We start from the raw sequence: 19231 nt of genomic DNA on the forward strand, positions 1-19231 counted from the left end.
GTTCCTCATGCCGAGGAAGATTGATGCTGCGTTGCGTGAGCGCGTTGTCCGGCTCGTGCGCGAGCACCGGGCCGAGTACCCCTCGAACGCGAAGGCCATCGCGGCCGTCGCCCGCCAGGAAGGCGTCGGGGCGGAGTCGCTGCGGCGGTGGGTGGTGCAGGCCGATATCGACGCCGGTGACCGGGACGGGCAGACCAGCGAGGAACATGCCGAGATCCGCCGCCTCAAGTCGGAGAATCGGAAGCTGCGCGAGGACGTGGCGATCTTGAAAGCGGCGACGACTTTCTTCGTGGGGGAACTCGACCCCCGCAACCGTTGATCATGGGTTTCATCGATCGGACGAGGGCCGAGGGGCACGCGGTCGAGTCGATCATCCGCGTTCTGCGAGAGCAGGGCGTGAAGGTCGCCGCGCGCACCTATCGGGCGTGGCGGCAAGGCCGCATATCGATCCGGACCGTCACCGACGCGCAGGTCGTCGACGCCGTCCGTGACGCGACCTGGACCACGGTCATCGATGCCGAGGGGGTGGAGCGTCGGAAGATGACGCCGGAGGGCCTGTATGGGCGCAAGAAGATGACCGCGTTCATCCGACGCACCGCGATCGCTGACGCCTCACGCGGCGCCGTGGATCGTGCGATGCGGGCCCTGGGCCTGTCCGGGGTGACGCGTGCGAAGGCGATCCGCACGACGATCCAGGCGAAGGACGGGATCCGCGCCGGGGACTTGCTGAACCGGGACTTCACCGCCCCGCGGCCGGATCACACCTGGGTCACCGACTTCACATACGTCAGAACGTGGGCGGGCTGGGTGTATGTCGCGTTCATCCTCGACGTGTTCTCCCAACGCATCGTGGCCTGGCACGCGCAGACCACCAAGCACGTCGATCTGGTCATGATCCCGCTGCGAATGGCGCTGTGGGAACGCGACCGGCAAGGCCACCCTGTAGGCCCGAAGCAGCTCCGGCATCACAGCGATGCGGGCTCTCAATACACATCGATTGTGCTGACCGAGCACCTCGCGCTGGAGCAGATCGCACCGTCGATCGGATCGGTCGGCGACGCCTACGATAACGCCCTGATGGAGACGATCAACGGCCTCTACAAGGCCGAGTGCGTGCGTACGACGATCTTCCACGACGGCCCGTACAAGACCATCGCGGACGTCGAGTACGCGACCGCCGGCTGGGTCGACTGGTACAACAACCGCAGGCTTCACGGTAGCCTCGGAATGGTCAACCCCGACGAATACGAGGCGACCTACTACGCGACCCTCACCAAAGAGCCGCAACCCGCATAGAAGCGGCAAAGAACCTGGGTCGGTTCACAGCGACACCGTAGGCGGACTCACCCTCATGGGCGCCCGGCTCTACAACCCGACCACCGGACGATTCCTCTCCATCGACCCAGTTGATGGCGGCAACGACAACGCATTCACCTATCCACCGGACCCCATCAACAAGCTCGACTTGGACGGCCGCGCCTTCTGGTTCATCCCGATTCTGATTACGGCCTGCCGCCTCTTCTGCGCCCGCATCGGAACCTGGGCCGTGCGAGTCGCCGCTCTGGCTGTCAAACGCTGGGCGAGCAACGTGATCGCACCCGCCGCGTCGACCTGGCGCGCAGCGAAGACGGCGCGGGAGGCCCCACAGATAGCTCGGCTCAAGTCAAGAACCAACGACAGAAACGCTGTGCACCGATCCAATAAATGTACCACTCGCTACTGCTTCGGAAATGGGCATGGACAGGGTGGGCCACACGTACATAGGATACGCGTCACCAACAAGGGACCTCAGAGGAGACGGTGGAGCGGATGACTGGCAAGCACGCCAGAACAGCACTCCGCCTTCTCCGTCGCGGAAAGGCCACGCTCGGTAACGCTCGCAGGAGGATCTGATCAATGCCGAGCCACGAGAGCCGCTGGTTCCCCGGTCATTCGAATGTAGCCCCAGCGCCTCACCTACGGCTGGCAGCTGACGGAGGGTCGAGAGTGGGACGCCGAGGACTATGACAGTGAAGTCGCATTGAGTCGAATTGCGTTCATCCCAGGACAAGCCCTTTGAAATCGCCGTGACCGTGGTCAATCATGCCAGCTATCGATTCAGGTTTGTCGACGTGACGGAAATTCAAATTGACGGATCCGTCCATCTCGGCGAGACCAACCAGCGGTGGGTGGTGCTGGGGACTGCAATGCTTGAGGCCGATTGCCAGCGCGCCGATGGGCGGCTTGCCTACGTCATCGAGCTCGCTGATGCTCTGATTTGTTTCGCAAGCCGACTCGCATCACTCACCGCCGAAACCGATTGAGCCGTGAATCACGAGATGAAGGGAATTAGGAATGCCTCATCCAGTGGGCCAAATAGACGACTGGTGAGCGATGGCGGGATCGAATTGATGGATAAGTTGCCGCTCCCGCCAGTTGTACTCGATGATGACGGCGACATCGGTGTGCATTCTTCGATCGACGCAGCCATTCGAGAGATTGAGATCATCGACGCTTCTCGACGGAGTCGATACCGCCTTCGACAGCCAGCGGTAAACCCCTGATCCTTACCGCATCCCACGGCACCCATTGAAATCTCGGTGAGCAGCCACGCAGAGCCCGCGCCGGACCCACTTGCACGCCGACTGAGAGACTTCGCTTTCAGATAAGAACTGAGTGTCTCGGAATCCCTAGGATAGAGACTTCCCCACTGGCTGAAATCCTGGATGCGGCGCTCCGATTCCTCCCTTAAAACAACCCCGACACGAGAGCAGACATAAACAACGAGGGGAGGGCTCGACGTTCTTCCCACGCGCAAGACTCTGTGAACTACACTGCTGTGCGATGGGATACGCTTCTATACGTTCCGACCGACTGCGGACGAAGCTCGCGGACCAAATGGAACCGACTTCGAGGGGAAGGCTTACAAAGGATGGCAACAGGCGCGAGATGGAACAAACTTCACCAAACTAGGTGTACCGCAAAGTGCAAGTATCTGATTTTCTCGGCCGACCATCTTCGGCCGTCCATTCAGGACGAGTTTACTGGGGAGCAGCTAGACCTGGCCGATCTCGAAGTTTCTGCATCGCTTTCCAGTAGAATCCTGGAGTGGAATGACGCATACCAGCCAATCATTCCTGTCGTGAGGGTCGAGCGAGAGCGCCTGGCCACTCACATTGATTCGCTCGATGCACTTGGGCTCACCCTCGCTCGCGATCTGGAGGGCGCGATGTCTGATGTGTCGAAGGTGAAGTACTACAGCGAAGGGCGACACAAACTCTTAAATCCGCCGTGAGCGTTCGGAGACGTTGTGGCAGACCCAAGCAGACGCGACAGATGGGCACCCCTTCCGGAAGGCAACTGTGTATGTCGACGGTTCGGACACTTGGGTGGCGGCGATCCAACTGCGGTCAGGCGACATGGTGCTGTCTGCGGCCCGGCACACTCATCCCAATCCTTGGGCGTAGCACGCGACCGCAGAAGTTGATGGCGTAACCTCTCCGCGGTATCCGCGCACTAAAGGCGAAACAGTTGAAAGGGCCCTGCTGCGCATCCTATGTCCAAGCCCTCGAAGGGGTCCCGGAAGTGGCTACAGCAAGCTGAAGAAGCACTTGGAGCGTCGACGATGAGATTAGAATGTGACACAATCACTGATTGTCGCACCATCTGGCTACTCTTGCACCATCACGACGATCCGGATCTGGCCCTCGGTGGTGACGACAAAATCCTAGGATATTTCACCAGCCAACACCTTGCCCAGCAAGCACGGGATGACGCCATGCCCCTACCAGGCTTCTCTCAGTTTCCAAATGATTTCGAGATAGTCCAACTCCAGCTGGGGAAGCTATTGGAGGCCCCCGGTGTCGAGATCCGATAGGGACACTACGTCGACCAGTGGAGTCGTGTTCGCGCTGTACTTCGATCCTGCAGAGCTAGATGCCCTACTCGAGGCGCCCGGCTACCTACGGGGCGTATTCCTCAGCAGGACGGAGGCAGAGGTCGCTCTTCGACGCGTTGTCACGCTGGCCGGCGACGTCCGGTGGCTGATTGTTGAGGAGCACCTCGACGAGCGAGGCTGGACGGACGGCTTTGTGACCGTGAGACCGGATGAAGGTGGCGTACCGCGACGATGACAGCGGAGGTCGCTGCGAAGTCATGGGCGCCCGGCCGAGCACATAGCCATCGTGGTCTAGCCCGAGAGCTCAGCCACGCGTGGCAGCCCTTAGGAGGGTGGATTGCGGAATGCCTCGAGCACAACATTCGAGGGCGTGGCGTTCTCCGCGCACGCAACACTCCGAAAGCCACTGTGCTGCGAGACGAGTACGCTTTCATACGTTCTGGTAGGCTGCGCACATGAACGCGAGGGGAATGCTATCGTCGCTATCTCGTTGTCGACGACTGTGGTCATCGCTTTGTTCTTTGCGTTCACGCGATCCGCTTACAACGGGCCGCCGGGTTGCAGCACCTCCGGGAAGGCCGCACTGATAGCTGGTTCCGAGTACCTTACGAAGAAAGTTCCAACTCTGAGAGCAGGGGACTACTTCGACGCGAATTGCGATTCGGGAGACCGCGCCTCAGTCGATTTACGCCATCCCAGCTACGCTCACATGAGGGACTTCTTGGTCACCCAGAGTTGCAGCAGCCTGACCGGCGAGGTGGAGTACTCTAGCGTTGCCTGCGACTTCAGCGGTAGTACATTCGAGATCGATTTCAAAAATCAAGCCGGAAAGTTCGAGGGGGAACTATACCTATCCTCGACGGCATGAAGGTCCACCCGCTCGACTCCGAGGAGAAGGCATCGTGGGCGTTCATGCTGATCAAAACAGACACGCCAGATGGCCACAGTTGGAGCTTTCGAACAACCGCGAAACCCAACTTGGAAGTGTTGCTCGGCGCCCTGGAGATTCGGGTGGCGATACTACGTAAGAAGCTCCATGGATCAGTGGGATTGACGGTCCGTAGACAGGAAGGGTGAAGAGCATCTGCGACACGCGTCCCAGTGATGGCATTCCCGGGGGGTCGCCGAAGCATGCGAGCTTTGGAGTGAATTGAGCCCTACCGATCAGGACGCGGCACTCTCGCTCATTGCCGACCGGGCAGCGGAACTATTATTGAAGGTGCTCGGCTATCAGGTGTCGCGAAAGCACTCGGCAGCAAGCCGCGTTCCTGGCAATAGTTCCGCCTTCCGAGTCGAGACCAGTGCCGACTATGCGATCGGCGATGTCGGCCGCGCAGCCGGAGTAGCTCGATCGCTCGCCAAGCGGAAGGGCGTCGGGCTGTGCACACCCGAACGACTCGAAGATGACCCGATGGGACTGCTGCCGGACCTCATCGACCTCGAAGCTCCACTGTCTGAGCTGGAACGCGTAGTCGAGGCGGTCAGGTTGGAACAGAACGCCAGGGAACAGGTTGGAACAAGAACGCCAGGGAACTCACGCGCAGCGAGCGCCGCGGGAGTGAGTAGCGCGATCGTCCCGCAGCACACACGGTCGTCCAACCAGAACCACCAACAGCCGCACCCGCCGATGCCGCGCTACCAACTCCTCATTAAGTAGTACTATTGAGTGACTTCCGGCTAGCCGATGCGGCTGGTCGCCATCCGAGTGTGTAGTTTCACGGCATGCTTCGGACTGCTCTGCTCGTGACGCGCCGTCACGTCGACCTGCAGCGCGTGCAGGGCAGCGCGATGTGTTGCGCCTGAGCCTTTCTCCCCGATCCGGGGCGGCGCCCCGGATCCCCCACTACCAGGAGTTCTTCTCATGAGCACAACCGCGCCCGCCAGGGTCCGGCCGCCCCGCGAGGGCCGCAGCAACGGCCAGTGGCTGGTGGACGGCACCGCGCCGCTGAACCACAACGAAGAGTTCAAGGCCGAGGACAACCCGCTCAACGTGCGGGCCCGGATCGAGCAGATCTACTCCAAGCAGGGGTTCGACTCGATCCCGGTCGACGACCTGCACGGCCGGTTCCGCTGGATGGGTCTGTACACCCAGCGCCGCCAGGACATCTCCGGCAGCCGGACGGCTTCGCTCGGCCCCGACGAGCTCTCGGACAAGTACTTCATGCTGCGGGTCCGGATCGACGGCGGCGCGGTCACTACCGAGCAGCTGCGCACCATCGCTGGCATCAGCGTCGACTTCGGACGCGACACCGCCGACATCTCCGACCGGCAGAACATTCAGCTGCACTGGATCCGGGTCGAGGACATGCCGGAGATCTGGCGCCGCCTGGAGGGCGTGGGGCTGATCACCACCGAGGCCTGCGGCGACTGCCCGCGAGTGGTGCTGGGCTCCCCCGTCGCCGGCATCGCCGCCGACGAGATCATCGACCCGACCCCGGTGATCGAGCAGATCGTCGAACGCTTCATCGGCGATCCGGACATCTCGAACCTGCCCCGCAAATTCAAGTCCGCGGTCACCGGCCACCCCAGCCTGGACGTGGTGCACGAGATCAACGACATCTCGCTGGTCGGCGTCGTACACCCTGAACTGGGCCCCGGCTACGACCTATGGGTCGGCGGCGGGCTGAGCGTGGCGCCCCGGCTGGCCGAGCGGCTGGGCACCTTCGTCACCGCCGAGCAGGCGCCCGAGGTGTGGCACGGCGTCGTCCGGATCTTCCGCGACTACGGCTACCGCCGGCTGCGCAACAAGGCCCGGCTGAAGTTCCTGCTGGCCGAGTGGGGTCCGGAGAAGTTCCGCCAGGTGCTGCAGGACGAGTACCTCGGCTACGCGTTGCCGGACGGTCCCGCGCCCGCTCCCGCGCCGTACGCCGGCGACCACGTCGGCGTCCACGCGCAGAAGGACGGACGGCAGTACATCGGCTTCGCCCCCACCGTCGGACGGGTCTCGGGCAGCATTCTCAACCGCGTCGCGGACGTCGCCGAGGCGGCCGGCTCGCAGCGGCTGAGGTTCACCCCGCACCAGAAGATCCTGATGCTCGACGTGCCGGGCGACGAGGTCACCACCGTGGTGGACGCCCTGCGCGAACTGGGCCTGCACGCCGACCCCAGCCCGTTCCGCCGCAACACGATGGCCTGCACCGGCATCCAGTTCTGCAAGCTGGCCTTCGTCGACACCAAGGACACCGCAACCGCGACCATCGACGAACTGGAGCGCCGGCTGAGCGACGTCAAGCTCGAACTGCCGATCACCCTCAACCTGAACGGCTGCCCGAACTCGTGCGCCCGGATCCAGACCGCCGACATCGGCCTCAAGGGCCAGATCCTGACCGGTGCGGACGGCGAGCCCGAGTTCGGCTTCCAGGTGCACCTGGGTGGTGGGCTGGCGACGTCCGAGCGCGAGGACGCCGGGCTGGGCCGCACCGTCCGCGGGTTGAAGGTGAGCGCCGAGGACCTTCCCGAGTACGTCGAGCGGGTGGTGCGCCGGTTCGCCGACGACGCCGCCGACGGCGAGACCTTCTCGACCTGGGTGAAGCGCAGCGACGAGGAGGCCCTGCGGTGACAGCGGAGGTCGCGGTCAGCCGGCGCGGCACCGCCGAGTTGCGGGCGCTGGTCGCCGACGCGCAGGCCCGCTCGGCCGACTGGACGGCCGACGACGCCGCAGCCTGGGTCGCTGAGCACTTCGCCGGACGGGTGGCCGTGGCCTGCTCGATGGCCGGCGACACGGTGGTGCCGCACCTGGTCGCCCAGCACCTGCCCGGTGTGGACGTGCTCTTCCTGGAGACCGGTTACCACTTTCCCGAGACCGTCGCGACGCGGGACGCCCTGGCCGCCGCCGCGCCGGTGCACATCGTCGATGTGCTGCCGAAGCTGACCGTCGTCGAGCAGGACGCCGCCTACGGCGCCCGGCTGCACGACCGCGATCCGGCGCTCTGCTGCGGGATGCGCAAGGTCGAGCCGATCAACGCCGCCCTCGCCGGCTACGAGGCCTGGGTCACCGGCGTCCGCCGCGAGGACAACGTGCTGCGCGCGAACACGGCGTTCGTGGAGTGGGACGAGGGTCACCAGATGGTGAAGATCAACCCGATCGCCGCCTGGAGCTTCGACGAGTTGCTCGACTACGCCAGCACCCACCAGGTGCCCACCAACCCGCTGCTCACCCAGGGCTACCCGTCGATCGGCTGCGCGCCGTGCACCCGTCCGGTGGCGCCCGGCGAGGATCCCCGCGCCGGCCGCTGGGCGGGGCTGAACAAGACCGAATGCGGCCTGCACGTGCAGCCGTCCGAGACCGCCGAGATCGTGGAGGCCCCCTTCGTGACCGCACTGCAGAGCCTGAACCTGACCGGGTCGTCGCTGGTTGAGCCCGCCGAAACCGCCTCGTCGCGGGTTGAGCTTGTCGAAACCCAGTCAGAGGTCTCGACAAGCTCGACCGACGAAGCCGAGGTCTCGACAAGCTCGACCAGCGGAAGATCGACCGACGGGGGCGCGCGGCGGCTCAGCCAACTGCGCGAGCTGGAGTCCGAGGCGATCCACATCATCCGCGAGACGGTCAGCGAACTGGAGCGTCCGGTGCTGCTGTTCTCCGGCGGCAAGGACTCGGTGGTGATGCTGCACCTGGCTGCGAAGGCGTTCTGGCCGGCACCGCTGCCGTTCCCGCTGCTGCATGTCGACACCGGGCACAACTTCGCCGAGGTGCTCGAGTTCCGCGACTCCGTCGCCGAGTCGCTGGGCGCCCGGCTGATCGTGGCCAAGGTGCAGGACTACATCGACGACGGACGGCTGATCGAGCGCTCTGACGGCACCCGCAACCCGCTGCAGACCCAGCCGCTGCTGGACGCCATCGCCGAGGGCCGCTTCGACGCCGTCTTCGGTGGCGGACGCCGCGACGAGGAGAAAGCCCGGGCCAAGGAGCGGGTGGTCAGCCTGCGCGACGAGTTCGGGCAGTGGGATCCGCGCAACCAGCGCCCCGAACTGTGGAACCTGTACAACCCGCGGCATCGCGCCGGCGAGCACGTCCGGGTGTTCCCGCTGAGCAACTGGACCGAGTTGGACGTCTGGCGTTACATCGAGGCCGAGAACATCGAGCTGCCCGCGCTCTACTATGCGCACTCCCGTGAGGTGTTCCACCGCGACGGCATGTGGCTGGCCGTCGGCGAGTTCTCGCAGCCGAAGCCGTCCGAGCAGGTGGTGACCAAGACCGTGCGCTACCGCACGGTCGGCGACATGTCCTGTACCGGCGCCGTCGAATCGGACGCCGGCGACGTGGCCGACGTGCTGGCCGAGGTGGCCGCCACCCGGATCACCGAACGCGGCGCCACCCGCGCCGACGACCGGCTCACCGAGGCCGCCATGGAGGACCGCAAGAAGGAGGGCTACTTCTGATGAGCAGCGCAGTTGTGGACGGCACCCAGGTCTCGACAAGCTCGGCCAACGAAAGCCGGGTCTCGACAAGCTCGACCAACGGACCGGCAAGCTCGACCAACGGAGCGACAAGCTCGACCACCGGGACGCTGCTGCGGATGGCCACCGCGGGCAGCGTGGACGACGGCAAGTCCACCCTGGTCGGACGGCTGTTGCACGACTCGAAGTCGGTGCTGAGCGACCAGCTGGCCGCCGTCGAGCGGGTCAGCAAGGAGAAGGGACTCGGCATCGTCGACCTGGCGCTGCTCACCGACGGCCTGCGCGCCGAACGCGAGCAGGGCATCACCATCGACGTCGCCTACCGCTACTTCGCCACCGCCAAGCGCACCTTCGTGCTGGCCGACTGCCCCGGGCACGTCCAGTACACCCGCAACACGGTGACCGGTTCGTCCACCGCCGATGTGCTGGTGCTGCTGGTCGACGTCCGCAAGGGCGTGCTTGAGCAGACCCGTCGGCACCTAGCCGTCGCCGCGCTGCTGCGGGTGCCGCACCTGGTGTTCGCGGTGAACAAGATCGACCTGGTCGACTTCGACGCCGAGCGGTTCGCGGCCGTCGCCGCCGAGATCGCCGAGGTGGCCGCCGGGCTGGGCATCGACGACGTCCGCTGCGTGCCGGTGTCGGCGCTGCTCGGCGACAACATCGTGGAGCGTTCCGAGCAGACCCCCTGGTACGACGGGCCGAGCCTGCTGGACCTGTTGGAGGAACTGCCGTCCGGCACCCCGGTCGAGGCCGAAGCCTTCCGGTTCCCGGTGCAGCTGACCATCCGTCCGCAAGCCGCCGCGCGCGACCCCAAGCACGTCGAGTACCGCGGCTACGCCGGCCAGATCGCCTCGGGCGTGGTCCGGGTCGGCGATCAGGTGAGCGTGCTGCCGCTGGGCCGGACCACCACGGTGGTCGGCATCGACGCGGCCGGTGAGGAGCTGGACGAGGCATTCGCGCCGATGTCGGTGACGCTGCGGCTGGCCGACGAGGTGGATATCACCCGCGGCGAGCTGATCGCCTCGGCAGCGGACGCCCCGACGCCCACCCAGGACGTCGACGGGTTGGTCTGCTGGCTGTCCGACCGGGCGCTGCGGCCGGGCTCGAAGGTGCTGCTCAAGCACACCACCCGCACCGTGCAGGGCATCGTGAAGGAGATCAAGGGCCGGCTCGACCTGGACACCCTGACCCCGGTCGAGGCCGAGGCGCTGACCCTGAACGACATCGGCCGGGTGAGCATCCGGCTGGCCGCCCCGATCGTCGCCGAGGACTACGCCGACTCGCGGCGCACCGGCGCGTTCCTGCTGATCGACCCGCAGATGGGCAGCACCCTGGCCGCCGGCATGATCCGCTCCCACGCCGGTAATGATCAGCTGAGCGCCGAGGACTTCGACGCCGCCACCCTGAACTGGTCGATCTAGTGGGCTCCCTCGATCGGCCGTTGGTGCTGGCCGTGCACGGCACCCGTTCGGCGCTCGGTACCCGGGTCTCGCTGGAGCTGGCCGAGGCGGTCGCCCAGGCCAGCGGCGCCGACGTCCGGCTCGGCTGGGTGGACATCCACACCCCCACGCTGACCGACACGTTGCGTGAGCTCGCCGTCGCGGGGCGGGGCGAGGCGATCGTCGTGCCGGCGTTCCTGACCGCGGGCTACCACGTCACCTCCGACATCCCCGCCGCGATCGCCACCGCGGGTGGACGAGCCACCGCGACCCCGCTGGTCGGCGCGGATGTGCTGCCCGCCGTCCTCGACCGGCTGGACGCCGTCGGCGAGTTCGACGCGCTGGTGGTGGCCGGCGCCGGGTCGCTGCGGCCGCGGGCCGTCGCCGAGGTGCAGGCTGTCACCCGCACTCTGTCCCGGACGGTGCGACGTCCCGCCCTGGCGGGCTTCGTCACGGCGTCCTCCCCGACCGTGCCGGACGCGGTGGCCACCCTGCGCGCCGCCGGCCACGACCGGATCGCGATCGCGTCCTATCTGCTGGCCCCGGGCCGGTTCAGCGAACAGATCGAGGACGCCGGCGCGGACGCGGTGAGCGAGCCGATCGGCGTCCACCCCCTGCTGGTGGAGCTGATCGTGAGCCGCTGGCGAGCCGCCCTGACCGAACCACTGACCCTTTCCCGACCGAAAGCCGTGAATGACTGACCTGCTCGACCAACCAGTAAGCTGGCTCGGATTGTCACAAGAAGGGGAGGGCGAAACCCGCATGAGCGAGGTTCGCAGCGTCGACCGGGTCGTCATCCGTTTCGCCGGTGACTCCGGCGACGGCATGCAGCTGACCGGCGACCGGTTCACCTCGGACACCGCCCAGCTGGGCAACGACTTTTCCACCCTGCCCAACTTCCCGGCCGAGATCCGCGCCCCTGCGGGAACCGTCGCGGGCGTGTCCAGCTTCCAGGTGCACTTCGCCGACTTCGACATCCGCACCCCCGGCGATCGTCCGGACGTGCTGGTCACGATGAACCCGGCAGCACTGAAGGCGAACCTCGCCGACCTGCCCCGGGGGGCAGTGATCCTGGCCGACACCGCCGACTTCACCAACCGCAACCTGACCAAGGTGGGCTACACCACGAACCCGCTGGAGGACGGCACGCTGGAGGGCTACGAGGTGCACGCCCTCGACCTGACCGGGCTCGCGGTCGCCGCGGTGGCGCCGTTCGGCCTCGGCCGCAAGGACGCCGCGCGCACCAAGAACATGTTCGCGCTCGGCCTGCTGACCTGGCTGTACAGCCGCGGCGAGCAGGGCACGCTGGACTTCCTGGCCCGCAAATTCGCCAGCAAGCCCGAGATCCGCGACGCCAACATCGCCGCCTTCAAGGCCGGGCACGCGTACGGCGAGACCACCGAAGTGTTCACCGCCCGCTACCAGGTCGCGCCGGCCCCGACCCCGGCCGGCACCTACCGGCAGATCACCGGCAACACCGCCCTGTCCTACGGCCTGATGGCCGGTGCCGCCAAGGCCGGGCTGCCGCTGTTCCTGGGCGCCTACCCGATCACCCCGGCGTCCGATGTGCTGCACCTGCTGTCGCGGGCCAAGGACCACGGCGTCACCACCTTCCAGGCCGAGGACGAGATCGCCGCCATCGGCGCCGCACTGGGCGCCTCCTACGCGGGCGCGCTCGGGGTGACCAGCACGTCCGGGCCGGGTATGGCGCTGAAGATGGAGACCATCTCGCTGGCGGTGATGCTCGAGCTGCCGCTGGTGATCTGCGACGTCCAGCGCGCCGGTCCCGCGACCGGGATGCCGACCAAGACCGAGCAGGCCGACCTGTTCCAGGCGATCTACGGTCGCCACGGCGAGGCCCCGCTGCCGGTGATCGCCGCCCAGTCGCCCGGCGACTGCTTCGACGCCGCCCTGGAGGCGACCCGGATCGCACTGACCTACCGCACCCCGGTGATCCTGCTTCTCGGACGGCTACCTGGGCAACGGCGCGGAGCCGTGGGCGGTGCCGAACCTGGCCGACCTGCCCGCGATCGACCCCGGCTTCGTCACCGAGCCGCCGGCCGATGGGCCGTTCCTGCCCTACGCCCGCGACGAGAAGCTGGCCCGGCCGCTGGCGGTGCCCGGCACCGCGGGCCTGGAGCACCGGATCGGTGGCATCGAGAAGGCCGCCAACACCGGCAACGTCTCCTACGATCCCGATAACCACGAGTACATGGTCCGGCTGCGGCAGGCGAAGATCGACGGCATCGCCGCCGACCTGCCCCCGCTCGAGGTGGAGGACCCGAGCGGCGACGCCCGGGTGCTCGTGGTCGGCTGGGGGTCGAGCTACGGTCCGATCTCGGCGGCCGCCCGCCGCGTCCGGCTGAGCGGCCGGAGCGTCGCCACCGTGCACCTGCGGCACCTGAACCCGCTGCCGTCCGACCTGGGCGACATCCTGCGCAGCTATGACCGGGTGATCGTGCCCGAGATGAACCTGGGCCAGCTGGCGTTCATCCTGCGCGCGAAGTACCTGGTCGACTGCGAAAGCTACTCCCGCGTCCGCGGCCTGCCGATCTCGCTGTCGGAGCTGGCCGAGGACCTGATCGCCATCATTGACGGAAAGGACGGACGATGACCGCGACCGTCTCCGGGTTGGCCGGCGTCCCGCTGGCACTGACCCCGCTGAACCGCAAGGACTTCACCTCCGACCAGGAGGTCCGCTGGTGCCCCGGCTGCGGCGACTACGCCGTGCTGGCCGCGTTCCAGGGACTGATGCCGCAGCTCGGCATCCGCCGCGAGAACACCGTGATCGTCTCGGGCATCGGCTGCTCGTCGCGGTTCCCGTACTACGTGGACTCCTACGGCATGCACTCGATCCACGGCCGGGCGCCGGCCATCGCCACCGGTGTGGCGGTGTCGCGTCCGGACCTGGCGGTCTGGGTGGTCACCGGCGACGGGGACGCGCTGAGCATCGGCGGCAACCACCTGATCCACGCCCTGCGGCGCAATGTGAACATCACCATCATGCTGTTCAACAACCGCATCTACGGGCTCACCAAGGGTCAGTACTCGCCGACGTCCGAGATCGGCAAGGTGACCAAGTCGACCCCGGTCGGCTCGGTGGACTACCCGTTCAACCCGATCTCGCTGGCGCTCGGCGCCGAGGCCGGTTTCGTCGCCCGGACCATCGATTCCGACCGGGCACACCTGACCGAGGTGCTGACCGCCGCGATCGGCTACCGCGGGGCGTCCCTGGTGGAGATCTACCAGAACTGCCCGATCTTCAACGACGACGCCTTCCTTGAGCTCAAGGGCCCCAAGGCGCCCGGTGTGATCCGGCTGGTGCACGGCCAGCCGGTCACCTTCGGCCCGGACGGCTCCCGCTCGGTGATCCGGCGCGCCGACGGCTCGGTCGCCGTGGTGGACACCGCGGACGCCGACCCGGCCCAGGTGGTCGTCCACGACGCGCATGCGGACGACCCGACCGCGGCGTTCGCGCTCTCCCGGCTCACCGACACCGGCGTCCTGCAGCAGTCGCCGATCGGCATCTTCCGGTCCGTCGAGCGGCCGACCTTCGACGACGGCGCCCGGGACCAAGTGCGGATGCCCGAGCCGTCCGAGCGGATGAGCGCGTTGCAGGGCCTGATCAACGGATCGGACACCTGGACGGTCCGCTGAGCGGTGGCTGGTCGAGTGTGTCGACCCGGTCACGGACAGCTGTCCGCCCACCACTGGTTCGGGCGACTCACCACCCCTGGTTCAGGCTGTCCACCCGTCACGATCTCGGCATCTTCACAGGATGCAGAGTTAGCACCACGATTTCGGGTTATAGCGCGAAATCGTGCTTCTTCACGTCCACCATGTGACGATCTCGAAATCGTGCCAGCAGTGCGCCAGGCGACCGCGGAGAGCATCCATGACGGACGTGCGGGCAGTTCGAGAATGCGCGGATGCCTCCCCTATCGGCTCAGGATGAGGCGTCCCTTCGCTCGATGGCGGCGATCAGTGCGCGGTCAAGCTCCGGACGCGTCCAGGCCGCTCGGCCGGCCACGAACCGATCGACTCCCTGTCGCAGCGGCTCGGTTGGCGCAACCCCGCCGATCAGGGGTTTCAATGCAGGGAAGAGCAGAGCGTCGATGCCTCGCTCGTCACTGACGATCGCGACCGTGCGGGCGTACCCGAACAGGTACGGATCGATCATCGTCCAGTCGATCAGCCAGCCCGCATGGAGCGCCACCTGGTTGAAGAAGGTGAACTGGGTGCGGGTGTTGACGTCGCGAAACGGATGGATGACGGTCAGCTCACCCCATGTCCAGGCGAGCCCCCGGGAGAACGTGTCCCGGTCACGTGCACGTAGTCGGTCGGCCTCGGCGAGCGCAGTGAAAACGCGGTCGGCCTCAGCCCGGATGAACTCGGGCCGGCAGTGGGCGATGCCGGTACCGCCCGGGCCGGTGTCGGTGGTGCGCAGTTGGCCACCCCAGCTGTAGAAGCCACGCACCAGAGCGGCGTGGATCGCCTGCAGATGAGCGAGATCGAAGTCGCCCGCAATCGGGTGCTCGACGAATGCGGCGAGCCGCACCGACACGTGCGCGACTTCCGCCTCCTTCCAGGCATCGGCACGGGTGTAGCCGGGCAGGTTCACCAGGACATGACTGCCCGGGTAGGTGTACTGATCAGCCATCGTCACTCACTGTGGCTGGCGAACGATCCCGTACTTCCTGTCGATCTGCTCGAACCGTTCGACGATCACCTCATCCGCCGTCGCCTCGCCGGCCAGCACCCGACGGGCGGCCTCCATGTCCTCAGCGGTGGGCTCTTCACCCGCCATCCGCTGGGCAGCCGCGATCGCGACCAGGTGTCGCTCGATCTGCTCGGTTGAGCGACTCTTCGTCACGGCCATGATGCTCCCCTCCGCCGACCTGCAGCCGATTGCGCCATGCTACGACGCGAAGCCGATGCAGACGGAGTTATCCACAGCCTCGCGCGGACTCGTGTCTCGGTCCCGGGCCACACAGCACGAGCCCGCCGAGTTACCTCGGCGGGCTCGAGTCGTGTGACGATCAGGGGTTTTCGCGTCCGCCGTCGTCGTCGGGGCCGGCGGTGTCGGCGAGATCGGCGGGATCGGTGGTCCCTTGCGGATCGTCCTCGACCGTGAGGTTTCCGTACTCCTGCTCGGTCGTGCCGGCCTCGTCGACGTCGGTGTCGCGCTCGGGCTGCTGCTCAGTCATGGTGCACCTCTCGGGATCGGGTCTGTGTGTAGCATTCCCGGCCGGCGAGCCCCGCACAACCCCCGCGCGGGTGGTTCCCGGGCTTCGGCCAGCGAACCTGCCATCGGTCCGCGGGCCATAGGATCGCTCGGGTGACTGACTTCGATCTCGACCCCGCCGTCCGGCCCCAGGACGACCTGTTCCGGCACGTCAACGGACGCTGGCAGGCCCGCACGCCGATCCCGGACGACAAGCCCTCGTACGGGGCCGCGCAGATCCTCCGGGACGCGGCGGACGAGGCGGTGCGCGAGATCATCACCGGTCTCTCGGGCTCCACGCCGGGAACCGAACCGGCCAAGGTGCAGGACCTGTACGCGTCCTTCATGGACACCGACACGGTGGAGCGACACGGGCTGAACGGCGTCCGGCCACTGCTCGCCGAGATCGACGCGATCGACAGTGTCGAGGCGCTTCTGGACTACTTCGGCCGCAGTGTGCGACGGCAGACCGGTGCCCCGCTCGGCGTCGAGGTCGAATCCGATCCGGGCGACCCGAGTCGCTACACGCTGTTCGTCGGCCAGTCCGGGCTCGGGCTGCCCGACGAGGAGTACTACCGCGACGAGCGGTTCGCCGACATCCTCACGGCCTACCGGGCGCACGTCGCCGAGACCCTCACGCTGGCCGGGCTGGACGCGTCCGAGGCCGACGCGATCGTCGAGTTGGAGACCGAGATCGCCGCCCGGCACTGGGACAAGGTGCGTACCCGCGACCTGCGGCAGATGTACAACCCGACCCGTCCGGAGCCGTTCGCGGAGCGCATCGACTGGTTGCGGATGCTTCGCGCCGCCGGCATCGGCGAGCTTGAGCAGCTGGTCGACGCCCAGCCGTCCTATGCCGTCGGACTGGTCGAACTGCTGGGTTCCGAGCGGTGCCGGCCTGGCGGTCCTGGGCCCGGTTCCACCTGCTGTCGGCGCTGTCACCGTACCTGCCGGAGGCGTTCGTCCAGGCCCGGTTCGGCTTCTATGGCACGACGCTGAACGGCATCCCGGTCAACCGCGAGCGCTGGAAGCGCGGCCTCACCCTGGTCGAGCGCTGCCTGGGCGAGGCGGTCGGCAAGCTGTACGTCGAGCGGCATTTCTCGCCGGTCGCGAAGCAGCGGATGGACGAGTTGGTTGCCACCCTGGTCGAGGCCTACCGGCACTCGATCGGCGCCCTGGACTGGATGACCGAGGCCACCCGCACCCAGGCGCTCGACAAGCTGGGCAAGTTCATCCCCAAGATCGGCTACCCGGACGAGTGGCGCGACTACTCCGGGCTCGAGGTGGCCGCCGACGACCTGCTCGGCAACGTGCTTCGCTCGGCGGCTTTCGAGCGGGACTTCGAGTGGTCGAAGCTCGGCGGTCCGGTGAATCGGCACGAGTGGCTGATGACCCCGCAGACCGTCAATGCCTACTACCACCCGTTGCGAAACGAGATCGTTTTCCCGGCCGCCATCCTGCAGCCGCCGTTCTTCGACGAGAACGCGGACGCCGCGGTCAACTACGGCGCCATCGGCGCCATCATCGGCCACGAGATCGGTCACGGCTTCGACGATCAGGGCTCCACCTGCGACGGGGACGGCCGGCTGCGCGACTGGTGGACCGCCGAGGACCGCGCGGCGTTCGAAGAGCGGACCAAGGCGCTGATCGAGCAGTACGACGCCCTCACCCCGGCCGAAACCCCTGGTCACCACGTCAATGGAGCCCTCACCATCGGTGAGAACATCGGCGACCTGGGCGGGCTCGCCATCGCCTATCAGGCCTGGCGGCTCGCCGTCGGCGACGACGACCCGGCACCGATCGACGGCCTGACCGGGCCGCAGCGGCTGTTCCTGTCCTGGGCGCGGGCCTGGCAGCACCAGTCGCGGCCGGAGGCACTGATCACCCAGCTGACCAACGATCCGCACTCGCCCGACGAGTTCCGCTGCAACCAGGTGGTGCGCAACCTCCCCGAGTTCTACGACGCGTTCGGGGTGTCCGGCGACGACGCGCTGTGGCTGGCGCCCGAGCTGCAGGTGAAGATCTGGTAGTCGGCCACGGCCTGCTCAGTTCCCCGGGCGGCCGTGGACCATGGCGTCGGTCCCCGCAGGCCGGAACCGCCAACACGAAATGTCCACACTCGTCGAGGCTCGGCCGCCGCGCTGAGCGTGGAGTTGCCCAACGAGTGCAGACATTTCGTGTTGATCAGATTGGCGGGCCGGGATCGGGACCAAGCCAGCGCCACCGAGAAGACCACGGAATGTCCACGCGAGCCGGGCAGTCCTCGGACGTGGCGGCGCTGAGGCCTGCGCCGGATCATCAGCGGATCGTGGCCCAGGGGGCGTCCGCTTCGAGGGTGGCAGACAGGCCTAGCAGCAGGTCTTCGGCACCGAACCGGGCGCCGAGCATCACCCCGATCGGGAGTTCCGGCGAGTCGGGTCCGTCGACGCGTGCGGTGTGTAGCGGCAGGCTGATCGCGGGACGTCCGGTCAGGTTGTAGAGCGACGTCCACGGCGTGAACCGGGTCTGGGCGGCGAAGTCGGCGGCCGGGTCGGCGTCGTCGCGCAGGCTGCCGAGCGGCGCGGGCGGCTGTGCCATGGTGGGAGTGAGCACGATGTCGAAGGCGTCCCAGGCTTCGGCGACCTGCTTGGTGAGCAGCTGGATGCCGGCCAACGCCTGGGCGTACTCGAGTCCGGTGGTCGCCCTGCCTTCGTCGCGCAGCCAGCGGGTGAGCGGGGTCAGCGCGCCGTCGGCCTCCGGCGGCAGCGGGATGCCGAGCGCACCGACCGCCCACACCGCCGCGAACGCCTGCCACTGCTCGGCCGCGAACGGGACCGGCGCCTCGGCGATCTCGTGACCGAGACCCTCCAGCCGGTGCGCCGCCGAGGTCGCTGCCTCGATACAGGCCGGGTGGACGTCCGCCTCGGCGATCACCGGGGTGGTGAGCAGCCCGATCCGCAGCCGCTCGGGCGCCCGATCGCAGGCTGCCAGATAGCCGCCGGGCGCCAGCGGCGCCCAGTAGGTGTCGCCCGGGCGGGGGCCGGCCAGCACGTCCAGGGCGAGTGCTGTGTCCCGGACGGTGCGGGTCACGACGCCGTCGGTGCCCAGCCCGGGTCCGGGCGGCCGGTTGCCGGGCGAGATCAGCCCGCGGCTGACCTTCAGCCCGACCAACCCGCAGGCGGACGCCGGGACGCGGATCGAGCCGCCGCCGTCCGAGGCGTGCGCGATCGGCACGATCCCGGCGGCGACCGCGGCCGCCGCTCCCCCGCTGGAACCGCCGGCCGAGCGGGTCGGATCCCACGGCGTCACCGCTGG

Annotated in this window: 15 protein-coding genes and 4 pseudogenes; 15 read left to right on the forward strand and 4 right to left on the reverse strand. The window is 67.3% G+C overall.

What is annotated here, in order from left to right; translation table 11 throughout:
- Positions 1-7 precede the first annotated feature (7 nt).
- The 14 genes and pseudogenes from QM711_RS14555 to QM711_RS14620 all read left to right on the forward strand — a co-directional run bounded on the left by QM711_RS14555 (position 8) and on the right by QM711_RS14620 (position 14370).
- A protein-coding gene (locus QM711_RS14555; RefSeq protein WP_415095858.1) for an IS3 family transposase occupies positions 8-1296 on the forward strand; the annotation gives its coding sequence in 2 pieces (ribosomal slippage) (positions 8-281 and positions 281-1296; 1290 coding nt in all).
- A gap of 43 nt (positions 1297-1339) precedes the next feature.
- Positions 1340-1813 (forward strand): annotated as a pseudogene (locus tag QM711_RS14560) (RHS repeat-associated core domain-containing protein); the annotation flags it as partial.
- Positions 1814-2030: 217 nt separating this feature from the next.
- On the forward strand, positions 2031-2303 hold the full coding sequence (locus QM711_RS14565; protein WP_415100567.1) for a hypothetical protein: 273 nt from the start codon (positions 2031-2033) through the stop codon (positions 2301-2303).
- Positions 2304-2911: 608 nt separating this feature from the next.
- Positions 2912-3274, forward strand: coding sequence for a hypothetical protein (locus QM711_RS14570; RefSeq protein WP_415100568.1), 363 nt, complete (start codon positions 2912-2914; stop codon positions 3272-3274).
- 607 nt (positions 3275-3881) lie between these two features.
- The gene (locus tag QM711_RS14575; protein WP_415100570.1) at positions 3882-4112 is read left to right on the forward strand and encodes a hypothetical protein; all 231 of its coding nucleotides are present in this window, start codon (positions 3882-3884) and stop codon (positions 4110-4112) included.
- A gap of 629 nt (positions 4113-4741) precedes the next feature.
- Positions 4742-4954, forward strand: coding sequence for a hypothetical protein (locus QM711_RS14580; RefSeq protein ID WP_415100572.1), 213 nt, complete (start codon positions 4742-4744; stop codon positions 4952-4954).
- Between the two features lie 73 nt (positions 4955-5027).
- Complete coding sequence (locus tag QM711_RS14585; protein ID WP_415100574.1) at positions 5028-5534, forward strand: hypothetical protein; 507 nt, start codon at positions 5028-5030, stop codon at positions 5532-5534.
- A gap of 204 nt (positions 5535-5738) precedes the next feature.
- Complete coding sequence (locus QM711_RS14590; protein WP_415100576.1) at positions 5739-7436, forward strand: nitrite/sulfite reductase; 1698 nt, start codon at positions 5739-5741, stop codon at positions 7434-7436.
- Positions 7433-8146: pseudogene (locus tag QM711_RS14595) on the forward strand (phosphoadenylyl-sulfate reductase); the annotation flags it as partial. The gene QM711_RS14590 and the pseudogene QM711_RS14595, both read left to right, overlap by 4 nt.
- 42 nt (positions 8147-8188) lie before the next feature.
- A complete protein-coding gene (gene cysD / locus QM711_RS14600; RefSeq protein WP_415100936.1) occupies positions 8189-9256 on the forward strand; it encodes a sulfate adenylyltransferase subunit CysD in 1068 nt (355 codons plus the stop codon).
- Positions 9257-9393: 137 nt separating this feature from the next.
- Entirely contained in the window at positions 9394-10695 is a 1302-nt protein-coding gene (locus tag QM711_RS14605) for a sulfate adenylyltransferase subunit 1 (RefSeq protein ID WP_415100938.1), read from the forward strand.
- On the forward strand, positions 10695-11414 hold the full coding sequence (locus QM711_RS14610; protein WP_415100578.1) for a sirohydrochlorin chelatase: 720 nt from the start codon (positions 10695-10697) through the stop codon (positions 11412-11414). The genes QM711_RS14605 and QM711_RS14610 overlap by 1 nt, the downstream gene beginning before the upstream one ends.
- A gap of 61 nt (positions 11415-11475) precedes the next feature.
- Positions 11476-13327: pseudogene (locus QM711_RS14615) on the forward strand (2-oxoacid:acceptor oxidoreductase subunit alpha).
- Positions 13324-14370 carry a 2-oxoacid:ferredoxin oxidoreductase subunit beta gene (locus QM711_RS14620; RefSeq protein ID WP_415100580.1) on the forward strand — a complete coding sequence of 349 codons (1047 nt, stop codon included), beginning with the start codon at positions 13324-13326 and terminating at the stop codon, positions 14368-14370. Before QM711_RS14615 ends, QM711_RS14620 begins: the two are co-directional and overlap by 4 nt.
- 289 nt (positions 14371-14659) lie before the next feature.
- Here the strand turns inward: QM711_RS14620 and QM711_RS14625 are convergent, their stop codons facing one another.
- The 3 genes from QM711_RS14625 to QM711_RS14635 form a co-directional block, all read right to left on the reverse strand.
- Positions 14660-15373: a Fic/DOC family protein gene (locus tag QM711_RS14625; protein WP_415100582.1), complete on the reverse strand. Its 714-nt coding sequence runs from the start codon at positions 15371-15373 to the stop codon at positions 14660-14662.
- A gap of 6 nt (positions 15374-15379) precedes the next feature.
- Positions 15380-15592 (reverse strand): hypothetical protein, encoded by a 213-nt coding sequence (locus QM711_RS14630; protein ID WP_415100584.1) that lies wholly within the window; start codon positions 15590-15592, stop codon positions 15380-15382.
- A 160-nt stretch (positions 15593-15752) separates the two neighbouring features.
- Positions 15753-15920: a hypothetical protein gene (locus tag QM711_RS14635; RefSeq protein WP_415100586.1), complete on the reverse strand. Its 168-nt coding sequence runs from the start codon at positions 15918-15920 to the stop codon at positions 15753-15755.
- Between the two features lie 131 nt (positions 15921-16051).
- On the opposite strand from QM711_RS14635, the pseudogene QM711_RS14640 reads away from it, so the two are divergent.
- Positions 16052-17967: pseudogene (locus QM711_RS14640) on the forward strand (M13 family metallopeptidase).
- A 268-nt stretch (positions 17968-18235) separates the two neighbouring features.
- Here QM711_RS14640 and QM711_RS14645 read toward each other — a convergent pair.
- Complete coding sequence (locus QM711_RS14645) at positions 18236-19225, reverse strand: amidase (RefSeq protein ID WP_415100588.1); 990 nt, start codon at positions 19223-19225, stop codon at positions 18236-18238.
- Positions 19226-19231 lie beyond the last annotated feature (6 nt).

It is taken from the genome of Micropruina sp., assembly GCF_047602385.1.
Lineage (GTDB): Bacteria > Actinomycetota > Actinomycetes > Propionibacteriales > Propionibacteriaceae > Micropruina.

Coding starts and splice junctions, on each gene's coding strand:
- QM711_RS14570 (WP_415100568.1), top strand. CDS start 2,912: ATGGCAACAGGCGCGAGATGGAACAAACTTCACCAAACTAGGTGTACC.
- QM711_RS14580 (WP_415100572.1), top strand. CDS start 4,742: ATGAAGGTCCACCCGCTCGACTCCGAGGAGAAGGCATCGTGGGCGTTC.
- QM711_RS14590 (WP_415100576.1), top strand. CDS start 5,739: ATGAGCACAACCGCGCCCGCCAGGGTCCGGCCGCCCCGCGAGGGCCGC.
- QM711_RS14605 (WP_415100938.1), top strand. CDS start 9,394: ATGGCCACCGCGGGCAGCGTGGACGACGGCAAGTCCACCCTGGTCGGA.
- QM711_RS14620 (WP_415100580.1), top strand. CDS start 13,324: ATGACCGCGACCGTCTCCGGGTTGGCCGGCGTCCCGCTGGCACTGACC.
- QM711_RS14625 (WP_415100582.1), bottom strand. CDS start 15,373: ATGGCTGATCAGTACACCTACCCGGGCAGTCATGTCCTGGTGAACCTG.
- QM711_RS14630 (WP_415100584.1), bottom strand. CDS start 15,592: ATGGCCGTGACGAAGAGTCGCTCAACCGAGCAGATCGAGCGACACCTG.
- QM711_RS14635 (WP_415100586.1), bottom strand. CDS start 15,920: ATGACTGAGCAGCAGCCCGAGCGCGACACCGACGTCGACGAGGCCGGC.